This window comes from Lysobacter sp. OAE881 (assembly GCF_040546665.1).
GTDB classification, from domain to species: Bacteria; Pseudomonadota; Gammaproteobacteria; order Xanthomonadales; family Xanthomonadaceae; genus Lysobacter_J; species Lysobacter_J soli.
This window is the reverse complement of sequence record NZ_JBEPOG010000001.1, coordinates 3,702,493-3,729,139: the sequence shown is the minus strand read 5'-3', so window position 1 is coordinate 3,729,139 and position 26,647 is coordinate 3,702,493. Positions and strand designations below refer to the sequence as shown.

Sequence of the window (26,647 nt, the reverse complement as noted above, 5' to 3'; positions counted from 1 at the left end):
CGCGATCAGCGCGACAGTGCAGCGTTGAGCGTCACGGCCAGTTCCGCGCCGCCACGACGCAGTTGCTCTTCGGCCAGCGGGCGCCACGTCTGCACGTACGCATCGCCGATCGTCGCCTTCGCCGGATAGAAGCCCGGACGAAGCACGATGCGGCACGAGGCTTCCGCCCACTGCGTCGACGGCGGCGACAACGGCTGCGGCGGCAGGTCCACGGCCAGCGGCATCGCGCGCAAGCGCTGCAGCCACGCGGCTTCCTCGAGGTTGGCCGCCTTGAGCATGCCGCTGTCCCACAGCGAATGCAGGTTGGTGCCGCGGCCGTCGAACTGGACCTGGAAATCGTTGCCGCCCTTGTCACGCCCGAAACCCGCGTGCAGCGGCTGGTGCGCATCGCCGACGAAATGCACGACGAACTTCAGCGCCTGCAGGCGTTCGGCCTTGCTGCGCGAGGCGTCGGCGAGGATCGCCGTCTGCGCGCGGATCGCCTCGACCACGCAGTCGCCGTCCTTGCAGTGTTTCGCGGCGTCGTACCGGCAGTCGTCCTCGGCGATGTTGACGTAATGCCAGCGGCTGCTGCGCTTGCCGAGGTCGGGATCGTGTTCGCGCAGTTCGTCGGCCCAGCTCGCGATGCCCGGCAGCGTCGGATCGGCTTCGCCTTCCAGCACCCTGGCGATCTGCGCGCGGGCCTGCGGCGTGAGGTCGTCCCACGCGAGCGCGGCGACCAGCCGATGGCCGAGGCGGCCCCACGCGTGCGCCGGATGCGGCACGAGGAGCAGCGCGATGACGAGGGCGGAAAGAATGCGGGCCATGCCGGCATTTTAGCCGGCACGGCCCTGCGGGAGGATTGCCGTCCGAGCGCATTCGCGCGTCGGACGATGCACCGTCGCGCTATCAGAACTTCATGACGTACGCCGCGCCGTAGACGATCGGATCGATGTTCACCGTGCCCAGGCCCGCGCCGTCCAGTTTCACGTCGGTGTCGATGTCGATCCAGCGTGCGTCGATGCGGATCGCGCTGCGTTCGTTCAGCGCGAAGTCCACGCCCGCATGCGCGGCCAGGCCCCAGGAATCGTCGAGCTTGAGCTTCGATCCGGCCAGCGCGCCACGCGTGTCCTCACTGAAGAACGTCGTGTAGTTCACGCCGGCGCCGAGGAACGGCAACACCTTCCCCTTGGTGTTGAAGTGGTACTGCAGCGACACGGTCGGCGGCAGCTGCTTGGCGCTGCCCACCGTGCCCAGTCCGGCGATGCTGATGTCGTGCTCGAACGGCCACGCGGCGATGACTTCCACGCCGAGGTTGTCGCGGACGAAGTATTCGAAGGTGAGCGTCGGCTTCACGTCGGTGTCGACGCGCACCGGCAGGGTGCCGTCGGCCAGGCGGCCGTTGCCTGATTTCGGATCGACCGCGTGGACGCCGACGCCCAGCGTCCAGTCGCCCTTGGACTGGGCGAGAACGGGCGTGGCGGCGCCGGCCAGGGACAGCGCCAGCGCGCAGGCGAGGAAAGTCTTTTGCATGGGAGCGTCTCGTTGGGAAGCGTGTGGGAACGCTTCCAGTCTCCGCAGCGGATCAAACGGGCGCTTGATCATGATCAATTCAGTCCCGCGGGCACGGGGGCGGCCGGCGAAACGGGACTGCCCTGTTAGAATGGGCGCTCGCGGTTTCCCCTCGTCCGGGCTCGCTCGCCCGGGCTTTTCACGACCACCCGCCGCGCGCGTCGCGGCCGCAGGAGCTTGGAACTCATGACCATCAAGGTTGGCATCAACGGCTTTGGCCGCATCGGGCGCAACGTGCTGCGCTCGGCCGTGCAGAACTTCGCTGGCGAGATCGAGATCGTCGCCATCAACGACCTGCTGGAGCCGGAGTACCTGGCCTACATGCTGCGTTACGACTCCGTGCACGGCCGCTTCAAGGGCGAGGTGTCGGTCGAGGGCAACACGCTGATCGTCAACGGCAAGAAGATCCGCCTGACGCAGGAGAAGGATCCGGCCGCGCTGAAGTGGGACGAGGTCGGCGCCGACGTCGTCATCGAATCCACCGGCCTGTTCCTCACGAAGGAAACCTGCCAGAAGCACCTCGACGCGGGCGCGAAGAAGGTCATCCAGTCGGCGCCGTCGAAGGACGACACGCCGATGTTCGTCTACGGCGTGAACCACACGACCTACAAGGGCGAGGCGATCATCTCCAACGCGTCGTGCACGACCAACTGCCTCGCGCCGCTGGCGAAGGTGCTGCACGACAAGTGGGGCATCAAGCGCGGCCTGATGACCACCGTGCACGCCACCACCGCGACGCAGAAGACCGTCGACGGTCCGTCCAACAAGGACTGGCGCGGCGGCCGCGGCATCCTGGAGAACATCATCCCGTCCAGCACCGGCGCGGCGAAGGCCGTCGGCGTGGTGATCCCGGAGCTCAACAAGAAGCTCACCGGCATGTCGTTCCGCGTGCCGACCTCGGACGTGTCCGTCGTCGACCTCACCGTCGAACTCGAGAACTCCGCGACGTACGCCGAGATCTGCGCCGAAATGAAGGCGCAGTCCGAAGGCGCGCTGAAGGGCATCCTCGGCTACACCGAAGACAAGGTCGTCGCCACCGATTTCCGCGGCGATGCGCGTACCTCGATCTTCGACGCCGAAGCCGGCATCGCGCTCGACGGCACCTTCGTCAAGCTCGTCAGCTGGTACGACAACGAGTGGGGCTACTCGAACAAGTGCCTGGAAATGGTCAAGGTCGTCGCGAAGTAACCTGCGACCGACGCGATACCCGCAAGGGCCGGCTCGATGCCGGCCCTTGCTGTTTCCGGGGGCCGCGATCCCGCCCCATTGCCCTTGTTTTCCAAGGCTTCAGCCCGCACTACACCGTCATGAACGACACGCGCGACATGCCCGGTCCGTCCGGCGAAGACGCCCTTACCGAGCAGCACCTGGCCGAACTGGTCGACCGCTTCTACGAACGCGTTCGTGCCGATGCCGAACTCGGTCCCGTCTTCAACGCCGCCATCGACGACTGGCCCGAACACAAGCGCATGCTCACCGCGTTCTGGTCGTCGGTCGCGCTCGGCACGAAGCGGTATCGCGGCAATCCGATGGCCGCGCATCGTCCGCACCCGATCCGCGTCGAACATTTCGACCGCTGGCTTTCGCTTTGGCGGCAGACAGCACGCGAGGTGCTCCCCGCCGACCAGGTCGAACGCGTGTGCGCGTACGCGGAGAAGATCGGCTACAGCCTGCGCTACGGCCTGGGGTTGATGGAGCGCAAGGGCGCGTTGCCGCTCGGCCTGCCGACCGTCTGAGGCCGACATTCACCCATCGCGGCGCGGTTGCAATGCGCCGTTGATTCGCCGAGGCTGCGATCCCGAAGGGGCTGGAACGACAGGACCGCCGACGGCGGCAACCGGCCCGGGGACATCGCATGGAAGGGTTGCTGGTTCTGGTCGCGCTCGCGGTGCTTGCCGTGCCGGTGCTGCTGATCGTCACGCTGGTATCGCTCGGCGGAGTGAAGGCGCGCGTCGCCGAGCTGGAGCGACAGCTCGATGCGATGCGCCGCGCGGCCAGCGTCCGCGAAACCGTGACCGCACCGCCGCGCGAAACGCCCGTGGCCGCGCCCGCGCCACCGGTCACGCCGCCTCCTGTTCCCGAAGCCGCGCCACCGCGCGAAGCACCGCGTGCCACGCCCAGGCCGACGCCCGCGGACCTGCCCGAAGCCTGGCGCGTCCAGGCATCCGAACCCGAAGCCGCGTCCGAAGCCCCGCGCGCGCCGCCACCGCGGGCCCGCGTCGCGCCCGCGCGGCCGGACATCGCCACGATGGGCCTGCGCATGGTGCAGCGCTGGTTCATGACGGGGAACGTGCCGGTGAAGATCGGCATCCTCGTGCTGTTCGCAGGCGTCGCATCGCTGCTGAAATACGCGAGCGACCAGGGCTGGATGCGCATGCCGATCGAATTGCGGCTGGCCGGCATCGCGGGCGCGTCGCTCGCCGCGCTGGTCTTCGCGTGGCGCAAGCGCGAGCGCAACCGCGTCTTCGCGCTGAGCCTGCAGGGCGGGGCGATCGGCATCCTGCTGCTCACCGTGTTCGCCGCGTTCAAGCTCTACGGTCTGCTGGATGCCGGGCCTGCGTTCGCGCTCAGCGTGCTGTTGATCGCCGGCGCCGGTGCGCTGGCGGTCCTGCAGGACGCGAAGGCGCTGGCGGTGTTCGCGCTGCTCGCCGGATTCCTCGCGCCGATCTGGCTGTCGACCGGCAGCGGCAACCACGTCGCGCTGTTCTCCTACTACGCCGTGCTCAATCTCGCCATCGCCGGCGTGGCGTGGTGGAAATCGTGGCGCGTGCTCAACGTGCTCGGTTTCGTCTTCACCTTCGGCATCGGCGCGTTGTGGGGCGTGTCGGCGTACCGGCCCGAGAAGTTCGCGACGACTGAACCCTTCCTGCTGTTGTTCTTCGCGATCTATCTGGCGATTCCGCTGCTGCACGCACGGCGCCAGCCGGAAGGTCGTCGCGGCCTGGTCGAAGGCTGCCTGATGTTCGGCACGCCGCTGGTCGCCTTCTCGATGCAGGCGGGACTGCTGGCGGGCGATCGCCTGCCGCTTGCGTTCAACGCGCTGGGCCTGGCGGCGATCTACGCACTGCTCGCCGCGTGGCTGCGTCGCCGCGACGGCTACGGCGCACTAACGCCGATGTACGCGCTGCTGGCGGTCGGTTTCGCGACGCTCGCGGTGCCGCTCGCGTTGTCCGCGAGCGCGACGGCGAGCGTGTTCGCGCTGGAAGGCGCGGCGCTGGTGTGGCTCGGCCTGTACCAGCAGCGTCGATGGCCGCAGTTCGGCGGCACCTTGCTCCAGTTGCTCGCCGCGTTCGCGTTCGTCGTCGGCTACGCACCCGCGGGCGAGGTCGCCATCGCCAATCCGGTGTTCATGAGCGCACTGCTCATCGCGCTGGCGGGATTGGCGAGTGCGTGGAGTTACCGCAGCCGGCCGGGCCACGACACGTTCGCCGCGGCGTTCTACCTGTGGGGTCTTGCGTGGTGGCTCGGCAATGCCGTGAACGAAATCGAGCGTTTCGTGGCGCCGATGCACCGCGCCGACGTGCTGCTCGCGTTGATCGCGGTAACTGGCTGGATCGCGGCCGAAGTGCAGCGACGCCGTCCGGCCACCGCGCTCGCGTGGACCACGCTGGGCGCGCTCGTCGCGGCGGGTCCGATCGCGTGGGTGCAGGCGCAGGTGCACGCGCATCCGTTCGCCGGGTACGGCGCGTGGAGCTGGCTGGTGTACGCCGCGCTCGGATTGCGATCGCTCGTGTGCCTGCGCGCCAGCGCGCACGCCGTCGCCGCACGGGCGCAGTTCGTGTGGCTGCTGGTGTGGCCGCTGGCGATCTCGTTGCTGCTCGACTGGCTCTGCGTCCGCTTCGCGCTGGCCGGCGGGTGGCGCGTGCTGGGCCTCGCGCTGCCGTGGTGCACGCTCGCCGCGTTGAGCCTGTTCCGCTGGCGATGGCTGTCGATGCCGCTGGGCGAACGTTTCGATGCCAGTCGTGCCGCGTTGCAGGCGGCGGGCTTCACGGTGCTGGCGGTGGGCTGGCTGCTTGCGCTCTTCAGCGCCGACAGTGGCGCGCCGCTGCCATGGATTCCGCTGCTCAACCCGCTCGAGCTCGCACAGCTTGCGGTGCTTGTGCTGTTCGCCTGCTGGCTGGTCACCGACGAGGCGCCGGACGCGCTGCGCCGTCTGCGGCCGATCACCCTGTCACTGGCCGGCTTCGCGCTCGTGACCGCGAGCGTGCTGCGCACCGTGCACCATTGGGGAGGCGTCGCCTGGACCGACGCGATGCTGCACACCAGCCTCGCGCAGACGAGCCTGAGCGTCACGTGGAGCGTGCTCGGCGTGATCGGCTGGGTGCTCGGTTCGCGCCGCGGACAGCGCGGACTGTGGCTGGCCGGCGCGGTGCTGATGGGCGTCGTGCTCGCGAAGCTGCTGCTGATCGACCGCGGCAACCTCGGCAACGGCCTGGGCATCGCGTCGTTCATCGCCTACGGGCTGCTGTGCACCGTGGTGGGTTACATCGCCCCAGTGCCGCCGCGCCATGCTTCCAACGCCGACCACGTGGAGACCGAACCTGCATGAAGAAGTGGCTCCTGCTCCTCCTGGTGCCGTTCGCCGCAACCGCCGCCGCGCAGTACGCGCGCGAGTGGCCCCTGCAGCTGGGCACGCCCGATGCCGGCGCGTATCGCGTCGTGCTCGATGCGTCGGTCTATCGGCAATTGCAGTCGCCCGCGCTCGCCGATCTCGACGTGCTCGACGCGCGGGGCGAACCCGTGCCGGCGGCATTGCTCGACGCATCTACGCCTGCGGTGCCGGGAGCGCGCACGGTCGATCTGCCGTGGTTTCCGTTGCCGCCGCGGTTCCGCGGGAACGATGTCGCCTCGATCAGCGAAATCGACACCGACGGTCGCCTGCGCCGCGTCGAATTGCGCGACGGCGGCGGTGGCTTCGTCGCGGGCAACGGGTTCCTGATCGATGCCAGCGGCGTCGAGTTGCCGATCGACGCGATTCGCGTGAAGTGGGACGCAGGGCAGGCGCCGTTCGATATCGGCATGAGCGTGAGCGCGTCGGACGACCTGCGCGAGTGGCGCGTCGTCGCCGACGGGGCGCGTCTGGTCGAGCTGACCAACGCCGGCCAGCGCGTCGTGCGCGACCGCATCGAACTCGCGCCGGTGAAGGCGCGCTACCTGCGCGTGATGCCGCTGGAACCTCAGGCGCAGCCGCTGCGTGTTTCGGCGGTCGTCGCCGAACTCCACGCGTCGCCCGTCGCGGCGCAGTGGCAGTGGAACGTGCTGTCGGGCAGGCAGGTGGACGACGCCAACGGCGAAGTGCATTACGAGTACGAACTCGATGGCCGATTCCCGGTCGCGCGCGCGGACATCGCGCTGCCCGGCAACAGCACCGGCCAATGGCGACTGCAGGCGCGCGACGACGCGACGCAGCCTTGGCGCGACGTCGCCGCACCGTGGCTCGCCTTCCGCCTGCAAGGGCAGGGCGATGGTGATGCCTCGCCGCCGCAGCCGCTGTCCGGCCTCCATCGCGAACGCTACTGGCGACTGACGCCCGTCGGTGGCGCGCGGCCGACGGATGTTCCGCAGCTTCGTCTCGGCTACCAGCCGGAGGCGCTGGTGTTCGTCGCGCGCGGCGAAGGCCCGTTCGCGCTGGTCGCCGGCAGTGCGCGCTCGATCCGTGCCGATGCGCCGATCGAACCGCTCGTCGAGGCCATGCGTACGCAGCGCGGCGCGCAGTGGCAGCCGGCCATCGCGACGTTGGGCGAGTCGACCGAGCGCGGCGGTGCGTCGGCGCTCACGCCCGCGCCGGTGCAGCGCGACTGGAAAACCTGGTTGCTGTGGGGCCTGCTGGTTGCCGGCGCGGCGCTCGTCGCCGGCTTCGCCATCAGCCTGCTTCGCAAGCCGCGATAGGCGCGCGCCGGCGCGATCAGTTGATCGTGTAGCCGGCCAGGCGCCAGGTGTTGTCGTCGTCGTAGTGGAGCGAGACGAGTTCCTCGGCGACGCGGTTGGTCGAGAACCGCGTCTGGAAGCGCGCGCTGACGTACGCGCCGGCCGGCACGTTGCCGCCAGCGGGCACGAGGTTTCGCGACACCGACGTCCATTCGCGCGACACCGGTGTGCCCAGCGCATTGCGCCGGGTGGCGATGCCGCCGACGAACTGTTTTTCGGTGGCGGCGGCGCGCGCGACGGGCGATGCGCCTTGCCAGACCTGCGCCGTCTGTCCCTGGTCGATCAGCTGCGCAACGGTGAGCGCCGCCTGCACGACGGCGTTGGGATCCACCGACGGCGCGGCGCGCACGACCGCCGCGGGGTTTGCGGGCGCGGGCTGCGGCGGCGTCGCGGGACGGGTCTGCGCGATGGCGGCGAACGAGGCGCTGAACAGCAGCGCGATGGCCAAGGGCGTACGTGCGTTCATGGTCGAACTCCGGTGTCGAAAGCGCGCGGAGTGTAAGTCTGTAGCGCACGCCGTAAACCGGACGCGACAGGCGACCTTGTCGCCTTGCCATTCGTCGGAAGGCATGGACGCGCGCCGCGCCGTTCGTCAGAACGCCGCGTCGAACGCCACTTCGCCCTCGACGCCGACCTGGTAGGCCGACACGCGGCGTTCGAAGAAGTTCGTCACTTCCTGCACGTCCTGCAGGTCCATGAAGGCGAACGGATTGGTCGCGTTGAAATGCTTCGGCAGGCCCAGCTGCGCGAGGCGCTGGTCGGCGCAGTACTGCAGGTACTGGCGCATGTCCTTCGGCGACAGCCCCGCGACGCCGCCGGACAGCACGTCCTGCGCGAACTGCATCTCGCATTCCACCGCTTCCTCCAGCATGCGGACCACCTGCGCCTTCAGTTCGTCGTCGAACAGGTGCGGCTCCTCCTCGCGCGCGGTGCGGATCACTTCGAACGCGAACGCCATGTGGCAGCTCTCGTCGCGGAACACCCAGTTCGTGCCCGACGCCAGCCCGTGCAGCAGCCCGCGCGAGCGCAGGTAGTAGACATAGGCGAACGCCGCGAAGAAGAACAGGCCTTCGATGCAGCACGCGAAACAGATCAGGTTGAGCAGGAACTGGCGACGCTGTTCGACGGTTTCGATCCGCTGCAAACCCTGGATCGAATCGATCCACTTGAAGCAGAACTCCGCCTTCGCGCGGATCGACGGAATGTTCTCCACCGCCGCGAAGGCCTTCGCGCGCGCGACCGGATCGGGCAGGTACGTATCCAGCAGCGTGAGGTAGAACTGCACGTGCAGCGCTTCCTCGTACAGCTGGCGCGACAGGTACATGCGCGCTTCGGGCGCGTTGATGTGCTGGTAGAGGTTCAGCACGAGGTTGTTCGCCACGATCGAATCGCCCGTGGCGAAGAACGCGACGAGGCGTTCGATCAGGTGGCGCTCGGCCGGCCCGAGCTTGTGCTTGAGGTCGTTGACGTCGAGCGAGAAGTCGACTTCCTCGACGGTCCACGTGTTGCGGATCGCGTCGCGGTACATCTCGTAGAACTGCGGGTAGCGCATCGGCCGCAGCGTGAGGTCAAAGCCGGGGTCGAGCAGGCGGGGCGTGTGCGACATGGTCATTCTCGTCTGGGACCTTGCCCTTCAGCGGCAGCCGTTCCGCGATCCTGCGGAAGGGGAGGGAGGCAGGCCACGCATCGGCTGCCGGCTGAAGGGAAGGTGTTCGGTAGTGCTTGAAATAGAATCCCTTCTCCCGTCCACGGGAGAAGGTGCCCGGCAGGGCGGATGAGGGCGCTCCACCGCACAGAGCGACTCGCCCTCACCCCAACCCCTCTCCCGCATGCGGGAGAGGGGCGTAAGTCACTGGCACGCCTCGCACGCTTCCGGATTCTCGAGCGAGCACGCCACCGCGTCGGCCGGCGTGACTTCCGGTTTCGGCGCCTGCGCGGCGGCGCCGCTCACCGTGGCCTTCGCGATCTTCGTCGCCGGTCGCGAGCGCAGGTAATACGTCGTCTTCAAGCCCTTCTTCCACGCGTACATGTACATCGACGACAGCTGGCCGATGTTCGGGCTTTCGATGAAGAGGTTGAGCGACTGGCTCTGGTCGATGAAGGCGCCGCGTTCTGCCGCCATATCGATGAGCGACCGCATCGGCAGTTCCCACGAGGTGCGATACACCGCGCGCAGCGATTCGGGAATCGCGTCGACGCCCTGGATCGAGCCTTCGGACATCTTGATGCGGTCGCGCAGTTCCGGCGTCCACAGGCCCAGCGCCTTCAGTTCCTCGACGAGATAACGGTTCACGACGAGGAAGTCGCCCGACAGCGTCTCGCGCTTGAACAGGTTCGACACCTGCGGCTCGATGCATTCGTAGCAGCCGGCGATCGACGCGATCGTGGCCGTCGGCGCGATCGCGACCAGCAGCGAGTTGCGCAGGCCGTGCTCGCGGATGCGTGCACGCAGCGCCTCCCAGCGTTCGGGGTCTTCGGGCACCACTCCCCACGCATCGAACTGCAGCTCGCCCTGCGCCGCGCGCGTGTCTTCGAAGCTGGGATGGCGGCCACGCTCCATCGCCAGTTCGTTGGACGCCGACAGCGCGTGGAAATAGATCGCTTCGGCGATGCGCGCCGACAACGCACGCGCCGCGTCGGAATCGAACGGCAGGCGCAGCTTGAAGAACACGTCCTGCAGGCCCATCACGCCCAGGCCGACCGGGCGCCACTTCAGGTTCGCGCGGCGTGCCGTTTCGATCGGATAGAAGTTGAGGTCGATGACGCGGTCGAGCTGGCGCACCGCAAGGCGCACGGTCTCGGCGAGCTTGTCGAAATCGAAGCGTCCGGCATCGCCATGCAGCGGGCCGTCGGCGAACACCTCGACGTGGTGCGAGAGATTGATCGACCCCAGGTTGCACACCGCGGTCTCGTCCTGAGACGTGACTTCCAGGATTTCCGTGCACAGGTTCGACAGGTGCACGACGTTGCCGTCGCGAGCGGTCTGGTTGCACGCGCGGTTGGACTTGTCCTTGAAGTTCATCCAGCCGTTGCCGGTCTGCGCGAGCGTGCGCATCATCCGCGCGTAGAGGTCGCGCGCCTTCACCTGCTTGGTCGCCAGTCCGGCGACTTCCGCCGCGCGGTAGGCGCGCATCGAACGCCTCGCCCCACAGGTCGGTCAGCTGCGGCACCTTCGCCGGATCGAACAGCGACCATTCGCCGTCGGCTTCGACGCGGCGCATGAATTCGTCGGGGATCCAGTTCGCGAGATTGAGGTTGTGCGTGCGGCGCGCCTCGTCGCCGGTGTTGTCGCGCAGTTCGAGGAACTCCTCGACGTCCGCATGCCAAGGCTCCAGGTACACGCACGCCGCGCCCTTGCGCTTGCCGCCCTGGTTCACCGCGGCGACGGACGCGTCCAGCGTCTTCAGCCACGGCACGATGCCGTTCGACAAACCGTTCGTGGAACGGATCAGCGAGCCGCGCGAGCGGATGCGCGTGTACGACAGGCCGATGCCGCCGCTGAACTTCGACAGCTTCGCCACGTCCATGTAGCGCTTGTAGATGCCTTCGAGCGAATCGTCCGGCGAATCGAGCAGGAAGCAGCTGGAGAGCTGCTCGTGCGTGGTGCCGGAGTTGAACAGCGTGGGCGAGGACGGGATGTAGTCCAGCTGCGCCATGCGCTTGTACAGCGCGAGCGCTTCGCCCACGTCCTCGCTCAGCGCGCAGGCGATGCGCAGGAAGAACTGCTGCGGCGTTTCGATCACCGTGCGCGCGGTCGGGTGGCGTAGCAGGTAGCGGTCGTAGAGCGTGCGCAGGCCGAAGTAGTCGAAGCGCTGGTTGTGCGCGTTGTCGATCGCGTCGTTGAGCTTGCGCGCGTGCGCCTGCACGAACGAGAGCAGGCGATCGTTGATCAGCCCCAGTTCGTGTCCGCGCTGGACCGATTGCGAGAACGCATGGATCTCGATGCCGGCCACTTCCTTCTCGATCACGCCCGCGAGCAGGCGCGCGGCCAGGCGACCGTACTCGGGCTCTTCGGCCGTGAGCAGCGCGGCGGTGCGGATCGACAGTTCGTCCAGTTCGCGCGTGGTCGCGCCGTCGTACAGGCCGGAAATCGTGCGCGTGGCCACGCGCATCGGATCGACGGAGAACAGGCCTTCGCACGCACGCGTCACGGCGCGGACGATCTTGTTGAGGTCGACCGGTTCGCGACGGCCACTGCGCTTGGTCACCGTCATGGTGAGGTTGGCGGCGGGCGGCGTCAGCGCGAAACCGGGGTCCATGTCGGATGCGCGGGTCTCGGGCGTGCGCGCGGCGCTCTCGCGGGCAGGCGTGGCGACGGGGGCTTGCGTGGTGGTGGTCATCGGCGACTCCGGTGCGTGGGCGCACGTCTGGCCGTCCTCTCCCTCGAAGGACGACGCGGGCGCGGGAGTCGAAGCGTGAATGCGGGGTGTCGCGCAGCCCGAGATTCGGGGCGGCGACGGCGCGAACCGTCGCGTGCAGCGACACCGACCGTCTTCCCTCCGAAGACTCCGTGGCCGGTCACCGCGCGGTGTGCAACGCGCGGTTGTCGGCAGGTCTTCGGACTCGGGACATGACGCGAACACGAAGGTCGCATCGCCTACCGGTAGCCGCTTCCCGGGCATCTCGCCCAGTGCCATGGCCACCTTCGTTTCCCATACCGCTGCGGGGCAGTGCTGGATTCCCACCAGCTTCCCGTTTTAAGCCGACCTGCGAAGGCCGGCACCGACGGGCCACAACATAGTGGGGGTGAGTGGATCCGTCAACGCAAAATCTTGTGGATAACAGCAGAATCGAACATGCGCGAGATTTGCCCATGCGGATGCGGCAGGGGACAATGCACGCCCTCGCGCCGCGCCCGCACGCTGCGCCGCGCCGTCGTCTCACCCCCATCCGCCCTTCCATTGAAGGGCCGCAGAGGAAGCTTCCATGTCCATCGTCCGCATGTCCGACCTCGACCTCCACGGCAAGCGCGTGCTCATCCGCGAAGACCTGAACGTGCCGATCGACGGCGGGCGCATCACCTCCGAACAGCGCATCACCGCCGCGTTGCCGACGATGAAGCTGGCGCTGGAAAAGGGCGCCGCGGTGATGGTCACCTCGCACCTGGGCCGTCCGAAGGAAGGCACGTGGACGCAGGAGGACTCGCTGGCGCCGGTCGCGAAGCGCCTGTCGGAACTGCTCGGCATTGACGTGCCGCTGGTGAAGGACTGGGTCGACGGCGTCGACGTGAAGCCGGGCCAGCTCGTGCTGCTGGAGAACTGCCGCATGAACGTCGGCGAGGGCAAGGACGACGAGGCGCTGTCGAAGAAGTACGCCGCGCTGTGCGACGTGTACGTCATGGACGCGTTCGGCACCGCGCATCGCGCACAGGCGTCCACGCACGGCGCGATCCGCCACGCGAAGGTCGCCGCCGGCGGCCCGCTGCTGATGGCCGAACTCGACGCGCTCGCCAAGGCGCTCGACAACCCGGCGCGCCCGCTGCTGGCGATCGTCGCCGGCTCGAAGGTGTCGACCAAGCTCGAACTGCTGTCGTCGCTGGTCTCGAAGGTCGACCAGCTGATCGTCGGTGGTGGCATCGCCAACACGTTCATCGCCGCGATGGGCCACGGCGTCGGCAAGTCCCTGGTCGAAATGGACCTCATCGACACGGCGAAGAAGATCATGGCCGATGCGAAGGCGCGCGGCGCGGACATCCCGGTGCCGGTCGACGTCGTCGTCGCGCCGGCGTTCGCCGCCGATGCGCCGGCGACGGTGAAGGCCGTCGATGCCGTGGGCGCGGACGACATGATCCTCGACATCGGCCCGCAGACCGCCGCGCGTTATGCCGAACTGATCAAGGCCGCCGGCACCGTCGTGTGGAACGGTCCGGTCGGCGTATTCGAATTCGACGCCTTCGGCAAGGGCACCGAAGTGCTCGCGCGTGCGATCGCCGCATCGAAGGCGTTCTCGATCGCCGGCGGCGGCGACACGCTTGCGGCCGTGGACAAGTACGGCATCGAGGATGACGTGTCGTACATCTCCACCGGCGGCGGCGCGTTCCTGGAATTCCTGGAAGGCAAGGAACTGCCGGCGGTCGCGGCGCTGAAGGCGCGCGCGTAACTACCGCGATGTAGCCCCGGCAAGCGAAGCGCACCCAGGTTGCCCGCACCATCACGCATCACCCCGGGGGCGCTTCGCTTACCCGGGCTGCAAACGCAATCGAGTACCCGCATGACCACGCTCTTCTTCGACATGGACGGCACCCTCATCGATTCGGCCGTCGGCATCACGCGCTGCGTCGAGCACGCCATGGTGCAGATGGGCCTGCCGGTGCCGCCGCACGAGGAACTGCGTCGCTGGATCGGCCCCGCGCTGCGCACCAGTTTCGGGCCGCTGCTCAACGATGATGCGAAGGTCGAGCAGGCCGTGCTGCATTACCGCGACCGCTTCGAGACGCACGGCTGGGCCGAGCACGAGGTCTACGCCGGCATCGGCGAGACGATCGAAGCGCTGCACGCGGCCGGGCATCGCCTCGCCGTTGTCACCGCGAAGAACGAGCCGCACGCGCGCAAGATCGTCGACCACCTGCCGTTCGGGCATCGCTTCGACGACGTCATTGGCGCGACGCTCGACGGCCGCATCAGCCACAAGGACCAGCTCATCGCCGAAGCGCTGCGCCGGTTCGAGCTTCCTGCCGACGCGTGCTGGATGATCGGCGACCGCCGCATGGACATCGAAGGCGCGCGCCACCACGGCATGCGCAACATCGGCGTGCTGTGGGGTTTCGGCGGCGAAGCCGAGCTGCGCGAAGCCGGCGCGCTTCATCTGGCGCAGGCGCCGGGCGAACTGCCGGCGCTGCTTGCCGCCTGACGGGTACGCGACCGCCTGCCAAGTTCTCGCGCGACGTCGCGTCGGCCCATTGCTGCCCGCCCACGCGCCTCCTAGTATCGGCCCGTGGACTAGGGGGAGTTCCAATGGGGAAGTGGTGGGGGTTGCTAGCCTGGATGCTGGCGGGCGCGGCGTGCGCGGCCGATGCGCAGCACGAGCGCGGTGAGTACCGTTTCACGGTGGGCCCGGAGCCCGCCTTTGTGGAGGTCGGCCAGCCCGCGGACCGCTGGGATTCCACAGCGCCCGGCGCTGATGGCGCGCCATGGCGGTTCTGGCGCTATGACATGCAGGTCGACAACCGGCGTGGCCGCGACGCGTACTACGTCGACTACGTTTACGAGCCCAGGTCCGCGACCCTGCTGGGCGAGGCAGGACGCTTCCAGATTTCGTTCAATCCCGAGTACCAGCAGCTGAAGATCCATCGGGTCGAACTGCGGCGCGATGGCCGCTGGCTCTCGCGGCTGGCGCCAGAACGGATCTCGCTGGCACGACGCGAGACCGACTTCGAACAGGACCTGGCCGATGGGCAGGTCACGGCATTGATCGTGCTGGAGGACATCCGCGTCGAGGATGTGGTCCGCGTGAGCTACACCGTCACCGGCAGCAACCCGGTGCTGGCCGGCAGCCAGAGCACGACGATGCCGATGGGCTGGCGCAGCCCGGCGCTGGACATGAACTTCCGCGCGCTCTTCGACCCCGGCGCCAGCGTGGCGGTTCGAACGGAAGGCGACGCGCCGGTACCGCAGGTCCAGACCTTCGCCGATCGGGTGGAAGCCAGTACGAAAGCGCATGCCGTGCCGGCGTACGTGGACGAGGGCGATTATCCGCGCTGGTACCGGTTCTACCCGCGGGTGCAGGTCGCAAGCCGACGCAGCTGGGCCGACGTGGTGGCCTGGGCATTGCCCCTCTATCCCGCCGTGGGCACCCTCTCGCCGGAGCTTGAGGCACAGATCGCCCGATGGCGCACGCTCGGGAGCGATGAAGCGCGGCTCAAGGCCGCGTTGCGCACGGTCCAACAGCAGGTGCGCTACTTCGGCGTGGAGATGGGCGAGAACACGCACCGCCCGACGCCACCCTCCGAAACGTGGGCGCGCCGCTACGGCGACTGCAAGGACAAGGCGTACCTGCTCTCGACCATGCTGGCGCGCCTGGGCATCCGTGCCGAGCCGGCACTGGTGTCGATGGAGCGTGGGCAGGCGGTGGCGGACTACCTGCCGTCGGCGTCGGCGTTCGATCACGTGATCGTGCGCGCGCGCCTGGGCAAGACGACGGTATGGGTCGATCCGACGCTGACCTCCGAGGGAGGCGATCCATCCCAGAGCGATCAGAGCGCCTACGCCTACGCGCTGCCGATCGCGCGCGATGTCGTCGCGCTGCAGCCGATACTGCGCCCGCCCAGCGCGGTAAACGGCGTAAGTGTCCAGGAGCATTACCAGCCTGCAGCCGACGGACGCGAGTCGATGCTGGAAGTGCGAACGTTGTACCAGGGCGACAGCGCCAACGGCATTCGTCGCTCCATTGCCCATCAACGCATGGAGGAAGTGTCGCGCCGCTACGCCGACTACTACCGGCAGCGGTTTGGCGATATCGAGGTCGTGCAGTCTTCAACGGTGCAGGACGATCTGGACGCCAACCGGCTGACGACGGTCGAACGCTATCGCCTGCTGGCGCCCTTCGAAGCCCAGGGTGGCAACCGCGTGCTGGATCTGGTGGCCGAAAGCCTCCTTCGCCTGACCAACCCGCCATCTACCGTCGAGCGTACCGGGCCGCTCTACCTCAGCGCGCCAGCGCGCTACTCGCACCGCATCCAGATGGATATCCCATCGCAGTGGCGGCCGATGTTCAGCGACGACCACCAGCAGTTTTCCACCGCCGCCTTCGATTATCGCCGCGACGTGCGAGTCGGCGACGCGAAGGTGGACGTTGCGTACGAGATGGATCTGCTGCAGCCGGAAGTCGCCGCGAGCCAGGCGGCCGGGTACGTGCAGCAACTCCGTAAGGCGCGTGAAGGCCTGTCGGCCCAGTTGCGCTTCCAGGTACCCGGCCCGCTGCAGAGGCAGGATCGCGACGCGCGACTCAAGGCCTTGCTGCGCGATGTCATCGATGAAGGAGCTTCACCATGATTGCGCGCATACGTGCACGTTTCTCCTGCGCCTGCCTGGCCTTCGGGCTGGGCGTCGCGGCGCCGGCCGCCGTGGCGGCCGAGCCCGCGTTCGATGCGGCGCAGGCGTGGGAGCGGTTCCTGGCCAAGGGCGACATCACGAAGGCGTTCGCGGCTTTCGACGTGCTCGACAAGGTCGGCTACGACGCCGTGAACGTCGACGCCGCGCAATGCGGGCGGCAGCAGCAGGCGCTGAGGAAGGCGGCCCAGGACGCGCCGGTCAGCATCGCGATCCGTCGCGCTGCCTTCCTGTGCGCGCAGGCCGTAGGCGATGACGCCGGCGCGGAGCGCGAGCTGGCCGTGCTGGCCGCGCTGTCGCGCCATGCGCTGGCATCGACGGGGGAACCGGGAGTGAGCAAGCCGATCCGCATTCTGGCGCCGGTCGATGCCGTTGCCCTGCTGGTGACCGGCGGCCTGCGGACGAGCTACTTCTACTACGGCCAACTGTGGCCCAAAGGCTCGCTGCCGCAGTTCGCCGCGGCCTGGGATCCGGAAACGCAGACAGAACGGCACTACGCGTTCGACGTCATCGACACGATCTACACGCTCGACCGCCAGAACGCGATCCACGGCAACGTGGCACTGCGCAACTCCTATGCCCTGAACCTGGTGAACCGCTGGGCCGAGGCGGGCGAGGTGTCCGATCTCGACCTGGCGGCGACCCGCGCGGCGCACGAGGCGCCCGATCCGCGCGGGAAGTTGGCTGCGCTCAAGCCTGCGGCGCAAAAGGGAGGACTGTTGTCGCTGTCAACGTGGTTGACGTTGTGCGACCAACGTCCCTTCGACGGCTGCGCGGACGATCTGGTCGAACCCTTGCTGGCGGGCGCGGAGCGCGGCGAGGCGTACCCCACGTTGCTGCTGGCGTTGATCCATGCGCGCGGGATCGGAGTGGCGCGCGATGAAGCGGCCGCGATGAAGCTGCTCGATCGCGCCGATGCGATCTGGCCGTCGGGCGCGGTCGGGCAGTACGCCGTGTACTGGGAGATGCTGGGCACACCGTACCCTGCCGCGCTGCAAACCCGTCTGGAACGCATGCAGGCTCATGGCAGTCGCATGCCGCGGCGCCTGGCGATCCATCGCAAGGTGGACGAAGCCAAGGCGGAGCTGTCCGCGGATGAAATCGCCTTCCTCGCCGATCCGGCGGAGAACGGCAACGGTCTGGGATTCGCCATGCTCGCGTCGTACTACCAAGGCCGCGGAGAAGCTGCCGAGCGCCGGCGATGGCTCGAAAAGGCCGCCGCCGCGGGCTCGGCCCGTGCGCAGGAGGAACTGGGCTGGCAACTGTTCTATGGCGAGGCGGCCACGCGCGACCCCGAGCGCGGCGGACGGCTGATTTCCGAGGCGGCCCAGAGCGGGCGGACCTGGGCGATGCGCCACATGGCCGAGCAGGAGCGATTGGCCGGGCGCTGGAAATCGGCGGGCATGTGGCTCTTCGCCGCGGTGCAGGGCGACGACGTGGACGCGGCCTTCGACCTGATCGACATCTTCATGCTGGACATGCCGGAGATCGGCACGTCGAAGGACGCGGTCGCCACGCTGCGGTCGCTGTCCGACACCTACGACTCCGCGCGCGCGCGCCGCCAGTTGGCGGAACTGGCCCTGGAGGGCGTCGGCATGCCCAAGGATCCCGCGCAGGCGGAACGGTGGCTGCTCGTCGATGCCGAAAAGGGCGACCACCAGTCGCAGGCGCAGCTGGCAATGGGCTATTTCTACGGCCACTTCGGCGCGATCGACGAAGCAAAGGGCCAACAGTGGATCCAGCCTGCGCTGGAGGGCAAGGAAGAGCGCGCCTTCACGGGCTACGCCGGTTGGCTGTACCACCGCAAGCGCACGCCCGAATCCCGGGCCGAGGCCGTAGCGTTGTGGAACCGGAGCATCGAAGCTGGGCAGACGGCCGCCTACAACGAGCTGGCGTGGGCCTCGTGTACGTCGCCTTACCCCGATGTGTTCGACGCCCAGCGTGGACTGGCGACGGTGGAGAAGATGGGCGACCCGGCCGTGCTCGACTTGCCGGAACAGGACACTGTCGCGGCCTGCTATGCGGCAGGCGGGCGTTTCGCGCAGGCCATCGACCTGCAGTCAAAAGCGATCGAACAGCTGGATGTCCTGGCCCGAGCCAACAAGGCCCGCTTCAAGCCGATGGCGGACGATTTTCGCGTCCGGCTTGCGTTGTACCGCAAGGGACGCGTCTACCTCAGCCGGGATGAGGACGAGGTCGCTGGCCCCTGATCGCCTCTCGCGCGCGCCTGCGCTGCTGGACCGTGCCTACGCGGTCTCGCGGCGTGCGGTGGTCTGCTTTCAGGATGGTTTTTTCAGACCACTTCGCCGCATGCGCCGCGGTATGGAGGCGCTGCGGATGGGGTCAAACCGCATTGACGGACAGCTGTGCTAGCGTCGGGGGGTTCTCTGGACCTGCACTCGATGACGACCATTAAACGCCGCACCAAGATCCTCGCTACCCTCGGCCCGGCCACCGATCCGCCGGGCGTCCTCGACGCACTGCTCTCCGCCGGCGTCGACGTTGTCCGCCTGAATTTCTCGCATGGCGATCCCTCCTCGCAGATCGCCCGCGCGCAGGCCGTGCGCGACGCCGCGCAACGCGTCGGCGTGGAAGTCGGCATCCTCGCCGACCTGCCCGGCCCGAAGATCCGCATCGAACGTTTCGCCGAAGGTCGCGTGCTGCTCAAGACGGGCGACCGCTTCGACCTGGTAGCCAGCAATGACGCACCGCCGGGCAATCTGCGCGAAGTCGGCGTGAGCTACCTCGGCCTGCCCAACGACGTGCGTCCCGGCGACGTGCTGCTGCTCGACGACGGCCTGCTGCAGCTGCGCGTGGGCGCGGTCGAAGGCGAGCGCATCGTCACCACCGTGCTCAACGATGGCGTGCTGTCCGATCGCAAGGGCCTGAACAAGCAGGGCGGCGGCCTGTCGCTGGGCGCGCTGACCGAGCGCGACAAGGAACTGATCGCCGTCGCCGCCGAACTGGGCGCGGACTTCATCGCCGTGTCGTTCTGCCGCAACGCGCAGGACATGCACGATGCGCGCGAGATCGCGCGCAGCCACGGCAGCGATGCCGCGCTGGTGTCGAAGATCGAGCGCGCCGAAGCGATCGAGAACCTCACCGAGATCGTCGATGCCTCCGACGTGGTGATGGTCGCGCGCGGCGACCTGGGCGTGGAGATCGGCGACGCCGAACTGCCGGGCCTGCAGAAGAAGATCATTCGCGAGGCGCTGGAGCGCAACAAGGTCGTCATCACCGCCACGCAGATGCTGCAGTCGATGGTCGACAGCCCGATCCCGACGCGCGCCGAAGTGCTCGACGTCGCCAACGCGGTCATCGACGGCACCGACGCGGTCATGCTCTCGCAGGAATCGGCCGCTGGCCGCTATCCGATCAAGGCGGTCGAGGCGATGGCGCGCATCTGCCTGGGTGCCGAACGCCAGTTCAACCACGACACCGATTTCGAAGCCGCACCGCGCAACCTCGAACGCGCCGACCAGGCCATCGCCATGGCCGCGATGTTCCTGTCCGAGCACATCGGCGTGCGCGCGATCATCGCGATGACCGAATCGGGCGGCACCGCGCGCTTCCTGTCGCGCTTCCGTTCGCAGGTGCCGATCTACGCGCTCTCGCGCCACGACGGCGCGCGCCGCCGCATGGGCCTGATGCGCGACGTGGTCGCCTACAACTTCGACAGCCGCGGCCTGACCTCGCGCGATGCCGCGCGCAAGGCGGTCAAGGCGCTGTTCGAGCAGAACCTGCTCAGCGTCGGCGAACGCGTGATGTTCACCAGCGGCGACCACATGGAGCAGCTGGGCGCGACCAACACGCTGCGCCTGCTGCAGGTGGGCGAGGGCGGTTCGGCCGAGGGGCTGGGCGAGCTGTAACCGGACGCGGTCGCGATTGCGACGTGGCGTCCACGATGGCGCCACGTTGCCTGCGGACCACCGCGGGGCATGTAAACGCATACATCCCAAGTGGTATTGAAATCCGGGGTGTCCGGTCTGCAAGTGGTTGATTTTTCGTCGCGTTGACCGGGTCTTTGCACGGCGACGTGGCTATAATGATGGGCTTCCCACCGCTCCCGCAGGACGACCCATGAGCATCGAACAGCTTGCCGAAACCGCCCAGGCCATGGTGGCCCCGGGCAAGGGCATCATCGCCATCGACGAGTCGGGCGCGACCTGCGCCAAGCGTTTCGCCGGCGTCGGCATCGAGAACACCGAAGAAAACCGCCGCCGCTACCGCGAGCTGCTGCTCACCACGCCGAAGCTGAGCGACTACATCTCCGGCGCGATCCTGTTCGACGAAACCATCCGCCAGTCGACCTCCGACGGCGTGCCGTTCGCCAAGTACATGAGCGAGCACGGCATGATCCCGGGCATCAAGGTCGACAAGGGCACGCACAACCTCGCCGGCTTCCCGGGCGAAGTGGTGACCGAAGGCCTCGACGGCCTGCGCGCGCGCCTGGAGGAGTACTACAAGCTCGGCGCCCGCTTCGCCAAGTGGCGCGCGGTGATCAACATCGGCGAGGACATCCCGTCGGGCACCTGCATCGACGCCAATACGCACGCGCTGGCCCGTTACGCCGCGCTGTGCCAGGAGCAGGGCCTGGTGCCGATGGTCGAGCCGGAAGTGATCATGGACGGCAGCCACGACCTCGACACCTGCTACGAAGTCACCGAAGTCACGCTGCGTTCGCTGTTCGCCTCGCTGTACGAGCACAGCGTCATGCTGGAGGGCACGATCCTGAAGGCCTCGATGGTCGTGCCGGGCACCACCAGCGGCGAAGAGGTGGGCTACGACGAAGTGGCCGCCGCCACGCTGCAGTGCCTGAAGTCCACCGTGCCGGCGACGCTGCCGGGCATCGTGTTCCTGTCGGGCGGCCAGTCGGACGAAGCCGCCACCGCGCACCTGAACGCGATGAACCAGATGGGCCCGAACCCGTGGCCGCTGTCGTTCTCGTACGGTCGCGCAATGCAGGCCGCAGCGCTGAAGCTGTGGTCGCAGGACCTGGTGAACAACTTCGCCCGTGCCCAGCAGACCGTGTACGAGCGCGCCCGCGACAACGGCCTGGCCGCGCTGGGCCAGTGGAAGCAGGCCGCCTAAGCGCCGGCGACCATCGCAAGCAGTACCGAAAAGCCGGCCTCACGCCGGCTTTTCCTTTATGGGCTGCCCGATTCGGATGAGCGCGCACACATCGCCTCTACGCGACGTGCACGCCGTGTAGACGAGGATCCGGCCTGCAGGCGCGCGGGAACGGATCCCGTTGATCCGGATCAAGTCCGCTCCCCGGGCCCGTCAGCAGACTGGACGTCACGGACGCCAAGGCACCGGTGTCCTCGCGCAAGCGAACGACAGGAGCGGCCATGGACCAGCCAGATGACAACGTCATCAAGCGAAGAGAACGCGCGGCCTTCCTGCTGCTGACGGCGGTGGTGTTCCCGCTGCTCACGGTGATGATCGTCGCCAGCTACGGCTTCATCGTGTGGTTCTGGCAGATGTTCGTCTCCGGCCCGCCGACGGGGCACTGACATGGCGGCGCCGGACCGGTCCCGACGCGCATTGCTGTTCGGCCGTCGTGCGGCGACCGCGCCGCTGCGCCCGCCATGGGCGCTGGACGAAAACGACTTCCTCGACGCCTGCACCGCCTGCGGCGCGTGCGTCGATCGCTGCCCGGAGCGCGTGCTCGTGCGCGGCACGAACGGACGCCCGGTGTTCGATCCGCGACTGGGCGAATGCACCTTCTGCGGCGATTGCGAAAGCGCCTGCGCGCCGCGCGCGCTGGATCGCGCCGTCGCGAACGAACCGTGGACCTTGAAGGCGCTCGTCGCCGACACCTGCCTGCCGCGTCACGGTGTGGTCTGTTCGAGCTGTCGAGACGCGTGCCCCGAGCGCGCGATCGCATTCCCGCTCACCGCACGCATCCCGCTTCCCACCATCGATCCCGAACGCTGCACCGGCTGCGGCGCCTGCGTCGGCGTGTGCCCGGCACAGGCCATCGCACTTTCGGCGCGTGCCACGGAGGCCGCATGAAACCCGACGACAACGCATCCGGCGACGTCCACATCGCCAGCTTCGTGGTGCAGCATCGCGTCGAAGCCGCCGACGCTATCGACGCGCACATCGCCGCGAGCGACGACCTCGACCTCGCGTTGCGCGCGGACACGCGGAGCGTCGTGCTGTGCGAATGCGCCGACCAGTATGCGGTGCTCGACCGCATCGACGCGTTGCGCGCGCTGCCTGGCGTGCTCAACGTCGCGCTCGTCTACCACCACGCCGAACCGCGCGAGGCGCTCGACGCGCCGGTGCGTTCGGCTTTCGATATCCAGGCTTCCGGAGTCGCGCCATGACCACACGCCGCGAGTTCATCCGCAACACCGCCGTCGCCACCGCCGCGGCCGCCGCCGGCCTGCCGCTGCCGGGCGATACCGCCAACGTGCTGACCGAAGGCGACCTCACCGCGTTGAAGTGGGACAAGGCGCCGTGCCGCTTCTGCGGCACCGGTTGCGGCGTCAACGTCGCGGTGAAGGAAGGGCGCGTGGTCGCCACGCACGGCGACGTGCATGCCGAGGTCAACCGCGGCATCAACTGCGTCAAGGGCTATTTCCTGTCGAAGATCATGTACGGCAGCGATCGACTGACCGCGCCGCTGCTGCGCAAGAAGAACGGCGTCTACGCGAAGGACGGCGAGTTCGCCGAAGTCACGTGGGACGAAGCCTTCGACGTGATGGCTGCGCAGTTCAAGAAGGTGCTGAAGGAGAAGGGCGCCGACCACATCGGCATGTTCGGTTCGGGCCAATGGACGATCTGGGAAGGCTATGCCGCGAACAAGCTGATGAAAGCGGGCTTTCGCAGCAACCACATCGATCCGAATGCGCGCCATTGCATGGCCTCGGCGGTGATGGGCTTCATGCGCACCTTCGGCATGGACGAACCGATGGGCTGCTACGACGACATCGAGGCCGCCGACGCGTTCGTGCTGTGGGGCTCGAACATGGCCGAGATGCATCCGATCCTGTGGACGCGCGTGACCGACCGCCGCCTAACGCATCCGCACGTGAAGGTCGCCGTGCTGTCGACGTTCGAGCATCGCAGCTTCGAACTGGCCGACATCCCGATCGTCTTCAAGCCGCAGACGGACCTGGTGATCCTCAATTACATCGCCAACCACATCATCACCAGCGGCAAGGTCAACCGGCAGTTCGTCGATCGCCATACCAGCTTCAAGCGCGGCAACGACGACATCGGCTACGGCCTGCGTCCCGACAATCCGCTCGAACTCAAGGCGAAGAACGCGAAGGATGCGAACGGCGGCGAGGTCATCGACTTCGACCAGTTCGCCGCATTCGTGAAACCGTACACGCTCGACAAGGCGGTCGAGATGACCGGCGTGGAGCGCGGCTGGCTGGAGAAGCTCGCCAACCTCTACGCCGATCCCAACGTCAAGGTGATGTCGTTCTGGACCATGGGTTTCAACCAGCACACGCGCGGCGTGTGGTGCAACAACATGGTCTACAACATCCACCTGCTGACCGGGAAGATCGCGACGCCCGGCAACAGCCCGTTCTCGCTGACGGGCCAGCCGTCGGCGTGCGGCACGGCGCGCGAAGTCGGCACGTTCAGCCATCGCCTTCCGGCCGACATGCTCGTGGCCAATCCCGAGCATCGCAAGCATGCCGAGGAGATCTGGAAGATCCCGCACGGCATCATCAATCCCAAGCCCGGTTACCACGCGGTCGAACAGAACCGCATGCTCAAGGACGGCAAGCTCAACGCGTATTGGGTGCAGGTCAACAACAACATGCAGGCCGCGGCGAACCTCTACGAGGAGACCTGGCCGGGCTACCGCAATCCGCAGAACTTCATCGTCGTGTCCGATGCGTATCCGACGGTGACCGCGCAGGCGGCTGACCTCATCCTGCCCGCCGCGATGTGGGTCGAAAAGGAAGGCGCGTACGGAAACGCGGAGCGGCGCACGCAGTTCTGGCACCAGCTGGTGAACGCGCCGGCGCAGGCGCGTTCGGATCTGTGGCAGCTGATGGAATTCTCCAAGCGCTTCACCACCGACGAATGCTGGCCGGCCGACATCCTCGCCGCGAACCCGCAGTTCAAGGGCAAGACGCTGTTCGACGTGCTGTACAAGAACGGCAACGTCGACCGCTATCCCGTCAGCGACATCCAGCAAGGCTACGCGAACGACGAATCCACGCACTTCGGCTTCTACGTGCAGAAGGGCCTGTTCGAGGAATACGCGACGTTCGGTCGCGGCCACGGCCATGATCTCGCGCCGTTCGACGCGTACCACAAGACGCGCGGCCTGCGCTGGCCGGTGCTGGAAGGGCGCGAGACGCGCTGGCGCTATCGCGAAGGCAGCGATGTATACGTACCACCGGGCGAGGGGTTCCGCTTCTACGGCAACAAGGACGGTCGCGCGGTGATCTGGGCGCTGCCGTACGAGCCGGCCGCCGAATCGCCGGATGCGGAATTCGACCTGTGGCTGGTCACGGGTCGCGTGCTGGAGCACTGGCATTCGGGCTCGATGACGATGCGCGTGCCGGAACTGTTCCGCAGCTTTCCGACGGCGATGGTGTTCATGAATCCGGACGACGCGCGCAAACGCGGCCTCAAGCGGGGCGACGACGTGCGCATCGTGTCGCGTCGCGGCGAGATGCGCACGCGCGTGGAAACGCGCGGCCGCAACCGCATGCCCGAGGGCGTCGTGTTCGTACCGTGGTTCGATGCCGGGCAGCTCATCAACAAGGTGACGCTGGACGCGACCGATCCGATTTCCAAGCAGACCGACTACAAGAAGTGCGCGGTCAAGATCCTGGGCGCATAGGAGGCCGGCCATGAGCAACGCATTCGCGCGCAATCGCCCGCTGTGGATCGCAGGCGCGCTCACCGTCGCGGTGATGGTGCTGGTGTTCATCGCCGGCTGGCTCTTCGGCAGCGGCAGCGAGAGGAAGGACGAGGCACGGCGCGAGGTCGCCGCGCAGAAGGCGCATGTCGTAGCGCCGGATTCGGCGCTCGGTCGCACCGATCGTCGCCAGATCGATGCGTTGCGCCGTGGCATTCCCATCGACCAGGAAGCGGCGCCGCAACCGTTGTGGCACGTGCAGAACATGGACGTGAAGCGCGAGCGCGCGTATCCGATGCAGCCGCCGACGATCCCGCACGCGATCGACGGCTATCAGGTCGACAGGAACAGCAACCGCTGCATGCTCTGCCACGCGCGCGCGAACGCCGAGAAATTCCAGGCGCCGCCGGTGAGCGTCACGCACTACATGGACCGCGACGACCAGTTCCTGGCGACGATCTCGTCGCGTCGCTACTTCTGCAACCAGTGCCACGTCGTGCAGACCGACGCGCCGCTGCTGGTCGGCAACACGTTCCAGACCATCGACGCGGTGCTCGCCGCGGCGGAAGCCGGCACCGCCACTGCCGAACCCGCGAAGGGGCGGCCGTGATGCGCCGGCTGTGGCAGTGGTTCTGGGGCTGGTTCCAGCCGTACTGGCTGACGTTGCGCCGGCCAAGTGTGCATTACAGCCTCGGTTTCCTGGTGGCGGCGGGCTTCGTCGCCGGCATCGTGTTCTGGGGCGGTTTCAACACCGCGCTGGAGGCGACCAACACGGAGGAGTTCTGCACCAGTTGCCACGAGATGCGCGACAACGTGTTCCAGGAATTGAAGACGACGATCCACTACACCAACCGTTCCGGCGTGCGCGCGACGTGTCCGGACTGCCACGTGCCGCACAAGTGGACCGACAAGATCGCGCGCAAGATGCAGGCGTCGAAGGAAGTGTGGGGCAAGGTCTTCGGCACGGTGAACACGCGCGAGAAGTTCCTCGATCACCGGCTGGAACTGGCGATGCATGAATGGGCGCGGCTGAAGGCCAACGACTCGCTGGAGTGCCGCAACTGCCACAACTACGAGTCGATGGACCTGACGCGCCAGAGCGCACGCGCCGCGCAGATCCACCAGCGCTGGCTGGTCACGCGCGAGAAGACCTGCATCGATTGCCACAAGGGCATCGCGCATCACCTGCCGGACATGGCGGGGATCCCTCAAGGGTGAGGAGCGGCGCTTGCGCGCCGTTGGCGAGCGTCGCGACGAAGGTCCGGGCGGGAGGCAGGGC

20 protein-coding genes, 1 pseudogene and 1 riboswitch are annotated in these 26,647 nt (G+C 67.7%); of the genes and pseudogenes, 16 read left to right on the top strand and 5 right to left on the bottom strand.

What is annotated here, in order from left to right; translation table 11 throughout:
* Positions 1 to 5: 5 nt before the first annotated feature.
* Both ABIE51_RS17105 and ABIE51_RS17100 read right to left on the bottom strand, forming a co-directional pair.
* A complete protein-coding gene (locus ABIE51_RS17105) occupies positions 6 to 806 on the bottom strand; it encodes a S1/P1 nuclease (protein ID WP_192631573.1) in 801 nt (266 codons plus the stop codon).
* A gap of 82 nt (positions 807 to 888) precedes the next feature.
* Complete coding sequence (locus tag ABIE51_RS17100) at positions 889 to 1,512, bottom strand: OmpW/AlkL family protein (RefSeq protein ID WP_192631572.1); 624 nt, start codon at positions 1,510 to 1,512, stop codon at positions 889 to 891.
* A 225-nt stretch (positions 1,513 to 1,737) separates the two neighbouring features.
* Here ABIE51_RS17100 and gap point away from each other — a divergent pair, with 225 nt between their 5' ends.
* The 4 genes from gap to ABIE51_RS17080 all read left to right on the top strand — a co-directional run bounded on the left by gap (position 1,738) and on the right by ABIE51_RS17080 (position 7,440).
* Positions 1,738 to 2,739: a type I glyceraldehyde-3-phosphate dehydrogenase gene (gene gap / locus ABIE51_RS17095; RefSeq protein ID WP_157031096.1), complete on the top strand. Its 1,002-nt coding sequence runs from the start codon at positions 1,738 to 1,740 to the stop codon at positions 2,737 to 2,739.
* 119 nt (positions 2,740 to 2,858) lie between these two features.
* Positions 2,859 to 3,287: a group III truncated hemoglobin gene (locus tag ABIE51_RS17090; RefSeq protein WP_253337604.1), complete on the top strand. Its 429-nt coding sequence runs from the start codon at positions 2,859 to 2,861 to the stop codon at positions 3,285 to 3,287.
* Between the two features lie 119 nt (positions 3,288 to 3,406).
* Entirely contained in the window at positions 3,407 to 6,100 is a 2,694-nt protein-coding gene (locus ABIE51_RS17085) for a DUF2339 domain-containing protein (RefSeq protein WP_192631571.1), read from the top strand.
* A complete protein-coding gene (locus ABIE51_RS17080; protein ID WP_192631570.1) occupies positions 6,097 to 7,440 on the top strand; it encodes a DUF3999 domain-containing protein in 1,344 nt (447 codons plus the stop codon). The genes ABIE51_RS17085 and ABIE51_RS17080 overlap by 4 nt, the downstream gene beginning before the upstream one ends.
* Positions 7,441 to 7,456: 16 nt before the next feature.
* Here the strand turns inward: ABIE51_RS17080 and ABIE51_RS17075 are convergent, their stop codons facing one another.
* The 3 genes and pseudogenes from ABIE51_RS17075 to ABIE51_RS17065 form a co-directional block, all read right to left on the bottom strand.
* A complete protein-coding gene (locus ABIE51_RS17075; protein ID WP_192631569.1) occupies positions 7,457 to 7,945 on the bottom strand; it encodes a DUF4019 domain-containing protein in 489 nt (162 codons plus the stop codon).
* 126 nt (positions 7,946 to 8,071) lie between these two features.
* Positions 8,072 to 9,091, bottom strand: a complete 1,020-nt coding sequence (locus ABIE51_RS17070; RefSeq protein ID WP_425477957.1) for a ribonucleotide-diphosphate reductase subunit beta — start codon at positions 9,089 to 9,091, stop codon at positions 8,072 to 8,074.
* Positions 9,092 to 9,328: 237 nt separating this feature from the next.
* A pseudogene (locus ABIE51_RS17065) lies at positions 9,329 to 11,738 on the bottom strand (ribonucleoside-diphosphate reductase subunit alpha).
* Positions 11,739 to 12,010: 272 nt separating this feature from the next.
* Positions 12,011 to 12,221, bottom strand: a riboswitch (cobalamin riboswitch).
* A 184-nt stretch (positions 12,222 to 12,405) separates the two neighbouring features.
* Here ABIE51_RS17065 and ABIE51_RS17060 point away from each other — a divergent pair.
* The 12 genes from ABIE51_RS17060 (at position 12,406) to ABIE51_RS17005 (ending at position 26,586) form a co-directional block, all read left to right on the top strand.
* On the top strand, positions 12,406 to 13,578 hold the full coding sequence (locus ABIE51_RS17060; RefSeq protein ID WP_192631567.1) for a phosphoglycerate kinase: 1,173 nt from the start codon (positions 12,406 to 12,408) through the stop codon (positions 13,576 to 13,578).
* Positions 13,579 to 13,689: 111 nt separating this feature from the next.
* Positions 13,690 to 14,328 (top strand): HAD hydrolase-like protein, encoded by a 639-nt coding sequence (locus tag ABIE51_RS17055; RefSeq protein ID WP_192631566.1) that lies wholly within the window; start codon positions 13,690 to 13,692, stop codon positions 14,326 to 14,328.
* 104 nt (positions 14,329 to 14,432) lie between these two features.
* A complete protein-coding gene (locus ABIE51_RS17050) occupies positions 14,433 to 16,469 on the top strand; it encodes a DUF3857 domain-containing transglutaminase family protein (RefSeq protein WP_192631565.1) in 2,037 nt (678 codons plus the stop codon).
* Between the two features lie 71 nt (positions 16,470 to 16,540).
* The gene (locus ABIE51_RS17045; protein WP_192631564.1) at positions 16,541 to 18,736 is read left to right on the top strand and encodes a sel1 repeat family protein; all 2,196 of its coding nucleotides are present in this window, start codon (positions 16,541 to 16,543) and stop codon (positions 18,734 to 18,736) included.
* A gap of 192 nt (positions 18,737 to 18,928) precedes the next feature.
* On the top strand, positions 18,929 to 20,395 hold the full coding sequence (pyk, locus tag ABIE51_RS17040) for a pyruvate kinase (RefSeq protein ID WP_192631563.1): 1,467 nt from the start codon (positions 18,929 to 18,931) through the stop codon (positions 20,393 to 20,395).
* Between the two features lie 211 nt (positions 20,396 to 20,606).
* Positions 20,607 to 21,617, top strand: a complete 1,011-nt coding sequence (locus ABIE51_RS17035; RefSeq protein WP_192631562.1) for a class I fructose-bisphosphate aldolase — start codon at positions 20,607 to 20,609, stop codon at positions 21,615 to 21,617.
* A gap of 260 nt (positions 21,618 to 21,877) precedes the next feature.
* Positions 21,878 to 22,042 carry a periplasmic nitrate reductase, NapE protein gene (locus ABIE51_RS17030; protein ID WP_115844003.1) on the top strand — a complete coding sequence of 55 codons (165 nt, stop codon included), beginning with the start codon at positions 21,878 to 21,880 and terminating at the stop codon, positions 22,040 to 22,042.
* A 1-nt stretch (position 22,043) separates the two neighbouring features.
* Positions 22,044 to 22,544, top strand: coding sequence for a ferredoxin-type protein NapF (napF, locus tag ABIE51_RS17025; RefSeq protein WP_192631561.1), 501 nt, complete (start codon positions 22,044 to 22,046; stop codon positions 22,542 to 22,544).
* Positions 22,541 to 22,861: a chaperone NapD gene (locus ABIE51_RS17020; protein WP_192631560.1), complete on the top strand. Its 321-nt coding sequence runs from the start codon at positions 22,541 to 22,543 to the stop codon at positions 22,859 to 22,861. Before napF ends, ABIE51_RS17020 begins: the two co-directional genes overlap by 4 nt.
* On the top strand, positions 22,858 to 25,350 hold the full coding sequence (gene napA, locus ABIE51_RS17015) for a periplasmic nitrate reductase subunit alpha (RefSeq protein WP_192631559.1): 2,493 nt from the start codon (positions 22,858 to 22,860) through the stop codon (positions 25,348 to 25,350). Before ABIE51_RS17020 ends, napA begins: the two co-directional genes overlap by 4 nt.
* Positions 25,351 to 25,360: 10 nt before the next feature.
* The gene (locus ABIE51_RS17010; RefSeq protein WP_354504580.1) at positions 25,361 to 25,978 is read left to right on the top strand and encodes a nitrate reductase cytochrome c-type subunit; all 618 of its coding nucleotides are present in this window, start codon (positions 25,361 to 25,363) and stop codon (positions 25,976 to 25,978) included.
* On the top strand, positions 25,978 to 26,586 hold the full coding sequence (locus tag ABIE51_RS17005; protein ID WP_192631558.1) for a cytochrome c3 family protein: 609 nt from the start codon (positions 25,978 to 25,980) through the stop codon (positions 26,584 to 26,586). The genes ABIE51_RS17010 and ABIE51_RS17005 overlap by 1 nt, the downstream gene beginning before the upstream one ends.
* Positions 26,587 to 26,647: the final 61 nt, after the last annotated feature.

Coding starts and splice junctions, on each gene's coding strand:
- ABIE51_RS17105 (WP_192631573.1), bottom strand. CDS start 806: ATGGCCCGCATTCTTTCCGCCCTCGTCATCGCGCTGCTCCTCGTGCCG.
- ABIE51_RS17100 (WP_192631572.1), bottom strand. CDS start 1,512: ATGCAAAAGACTTTCCTCGCCTGCGCGCTGGCGCTGTCCCTGGCCGGC.
- gap (WP_157031096.1), top strand. CDS start 1,738: ATGACCATCAAGGTTGGCATCAACGGCTTTGGCCGCATCGGGCGCAAC.
- ABIE51_RS17090 (WP_253337604.1), top strand. CDS start 2,859: ATGAACGACACGCGCGACATGCCCGGTCCGTCCGGCGAAGACGCCCTT.
- ABIE51_RS17085 (WP_192631571.1), top strand. CDS start 3,407: ATGGAAGGGTTGCTGGTTCTGGTCGCGCTCGCGGTGCTTGCCGTGCCG.
- ABIE51_RS17080 (WP_192631570.1), top strand. CDS start 6,097: ATGAAGAAGTGGCTCCTGCTCCTCCTGGTGCCGTTCGCCGCAACCGCC.
- ABIE51_RS17075 (WP_192631569.1), bottom strand. CDS start 7,945: ATGAACGCACGTACGCCCTTGGCCATCGCGCTGCTGTTCAGCGCCTCG.
- ABIE51_RS17070 (WP_425477957.1), bottom strand. CDS start 9,091: ATGACCATGTCGCACACGCCCCGCCTGCTCGACCCCGGCTTTGACCTC.
- ABIE51_RS17060 (WP_192631567.1), top strand. CDS start 12,406: ATGTCCATCGTCCGCATGTCCGACCTCGACCTCCACGGCAAGCGCGTG.
- ABIE51_RS17055 (WP_192631566.1), top strand. CDS start 13,690: ATGACCACGCTCTTCTTCGACATGGACGGCACCCTCATCGATTCGGCC.
- ABIE51_RS17050 (WP_192631565.1), top strand. CDS start 14,433: ATGGGGAAGTGGTGGGGGTTGCTAGCCTGGATGCTGGCGGGCGCGGCG.
- pyk (WP_192631563.1), top strand. CDS start 18,929: ATGACGACCATTAAACGCCGCACCAAGATCCTCGCTACCCTCGGCCCG.
- ABIE51_RS17035 (WP_192631562.1), top strand. CDS start 20,607: ATGAGCATCGAACAGCTTGCCGAAACCGCCCAGGCCATGGTGGCCCCG.
- ABIE51_RS17030 (WP_115844003.1), top strand. CDS start 21,878: ATGGACCAGCCAGATGACAACGTCATCAAGCGAAGAGAACGCGCGGCC.
- napF (WP_192631561.1), top strand. CDS start 22,044: ATGGCGGCGCCGGACCGGTCCCGACGCGCATTGCTGTTCGGCCGTCGT.
- ABIE51_RS17020 (WP_192631560.1), top strand. CDS start 22,541: ATGAAACCCGACGACAACGCATCCGGCGACGTCCACATCGCCAGCTTC.
- napA (WP_192631559.1), top strand. CDS start 22,858: ATGACCACACGCCGCGAGTTCATCCGCAACACCGCCGTCGCCACCGCC.
- ABIE51_RS17010 (WP_354504580.1), top strand. CDS start 25,361: ATGAGCAACGCATTCGCGCGCAATCGCCCGCTGTGGATCGCAGGCGCG.
- ABIE51_RS17005 (WP_192631558.1), top strand. CDS start 25,978: ATGCGCCGGCTGTGGCAGTGGTTCTGGGGCTGGTTCCAGCCGTACTGG.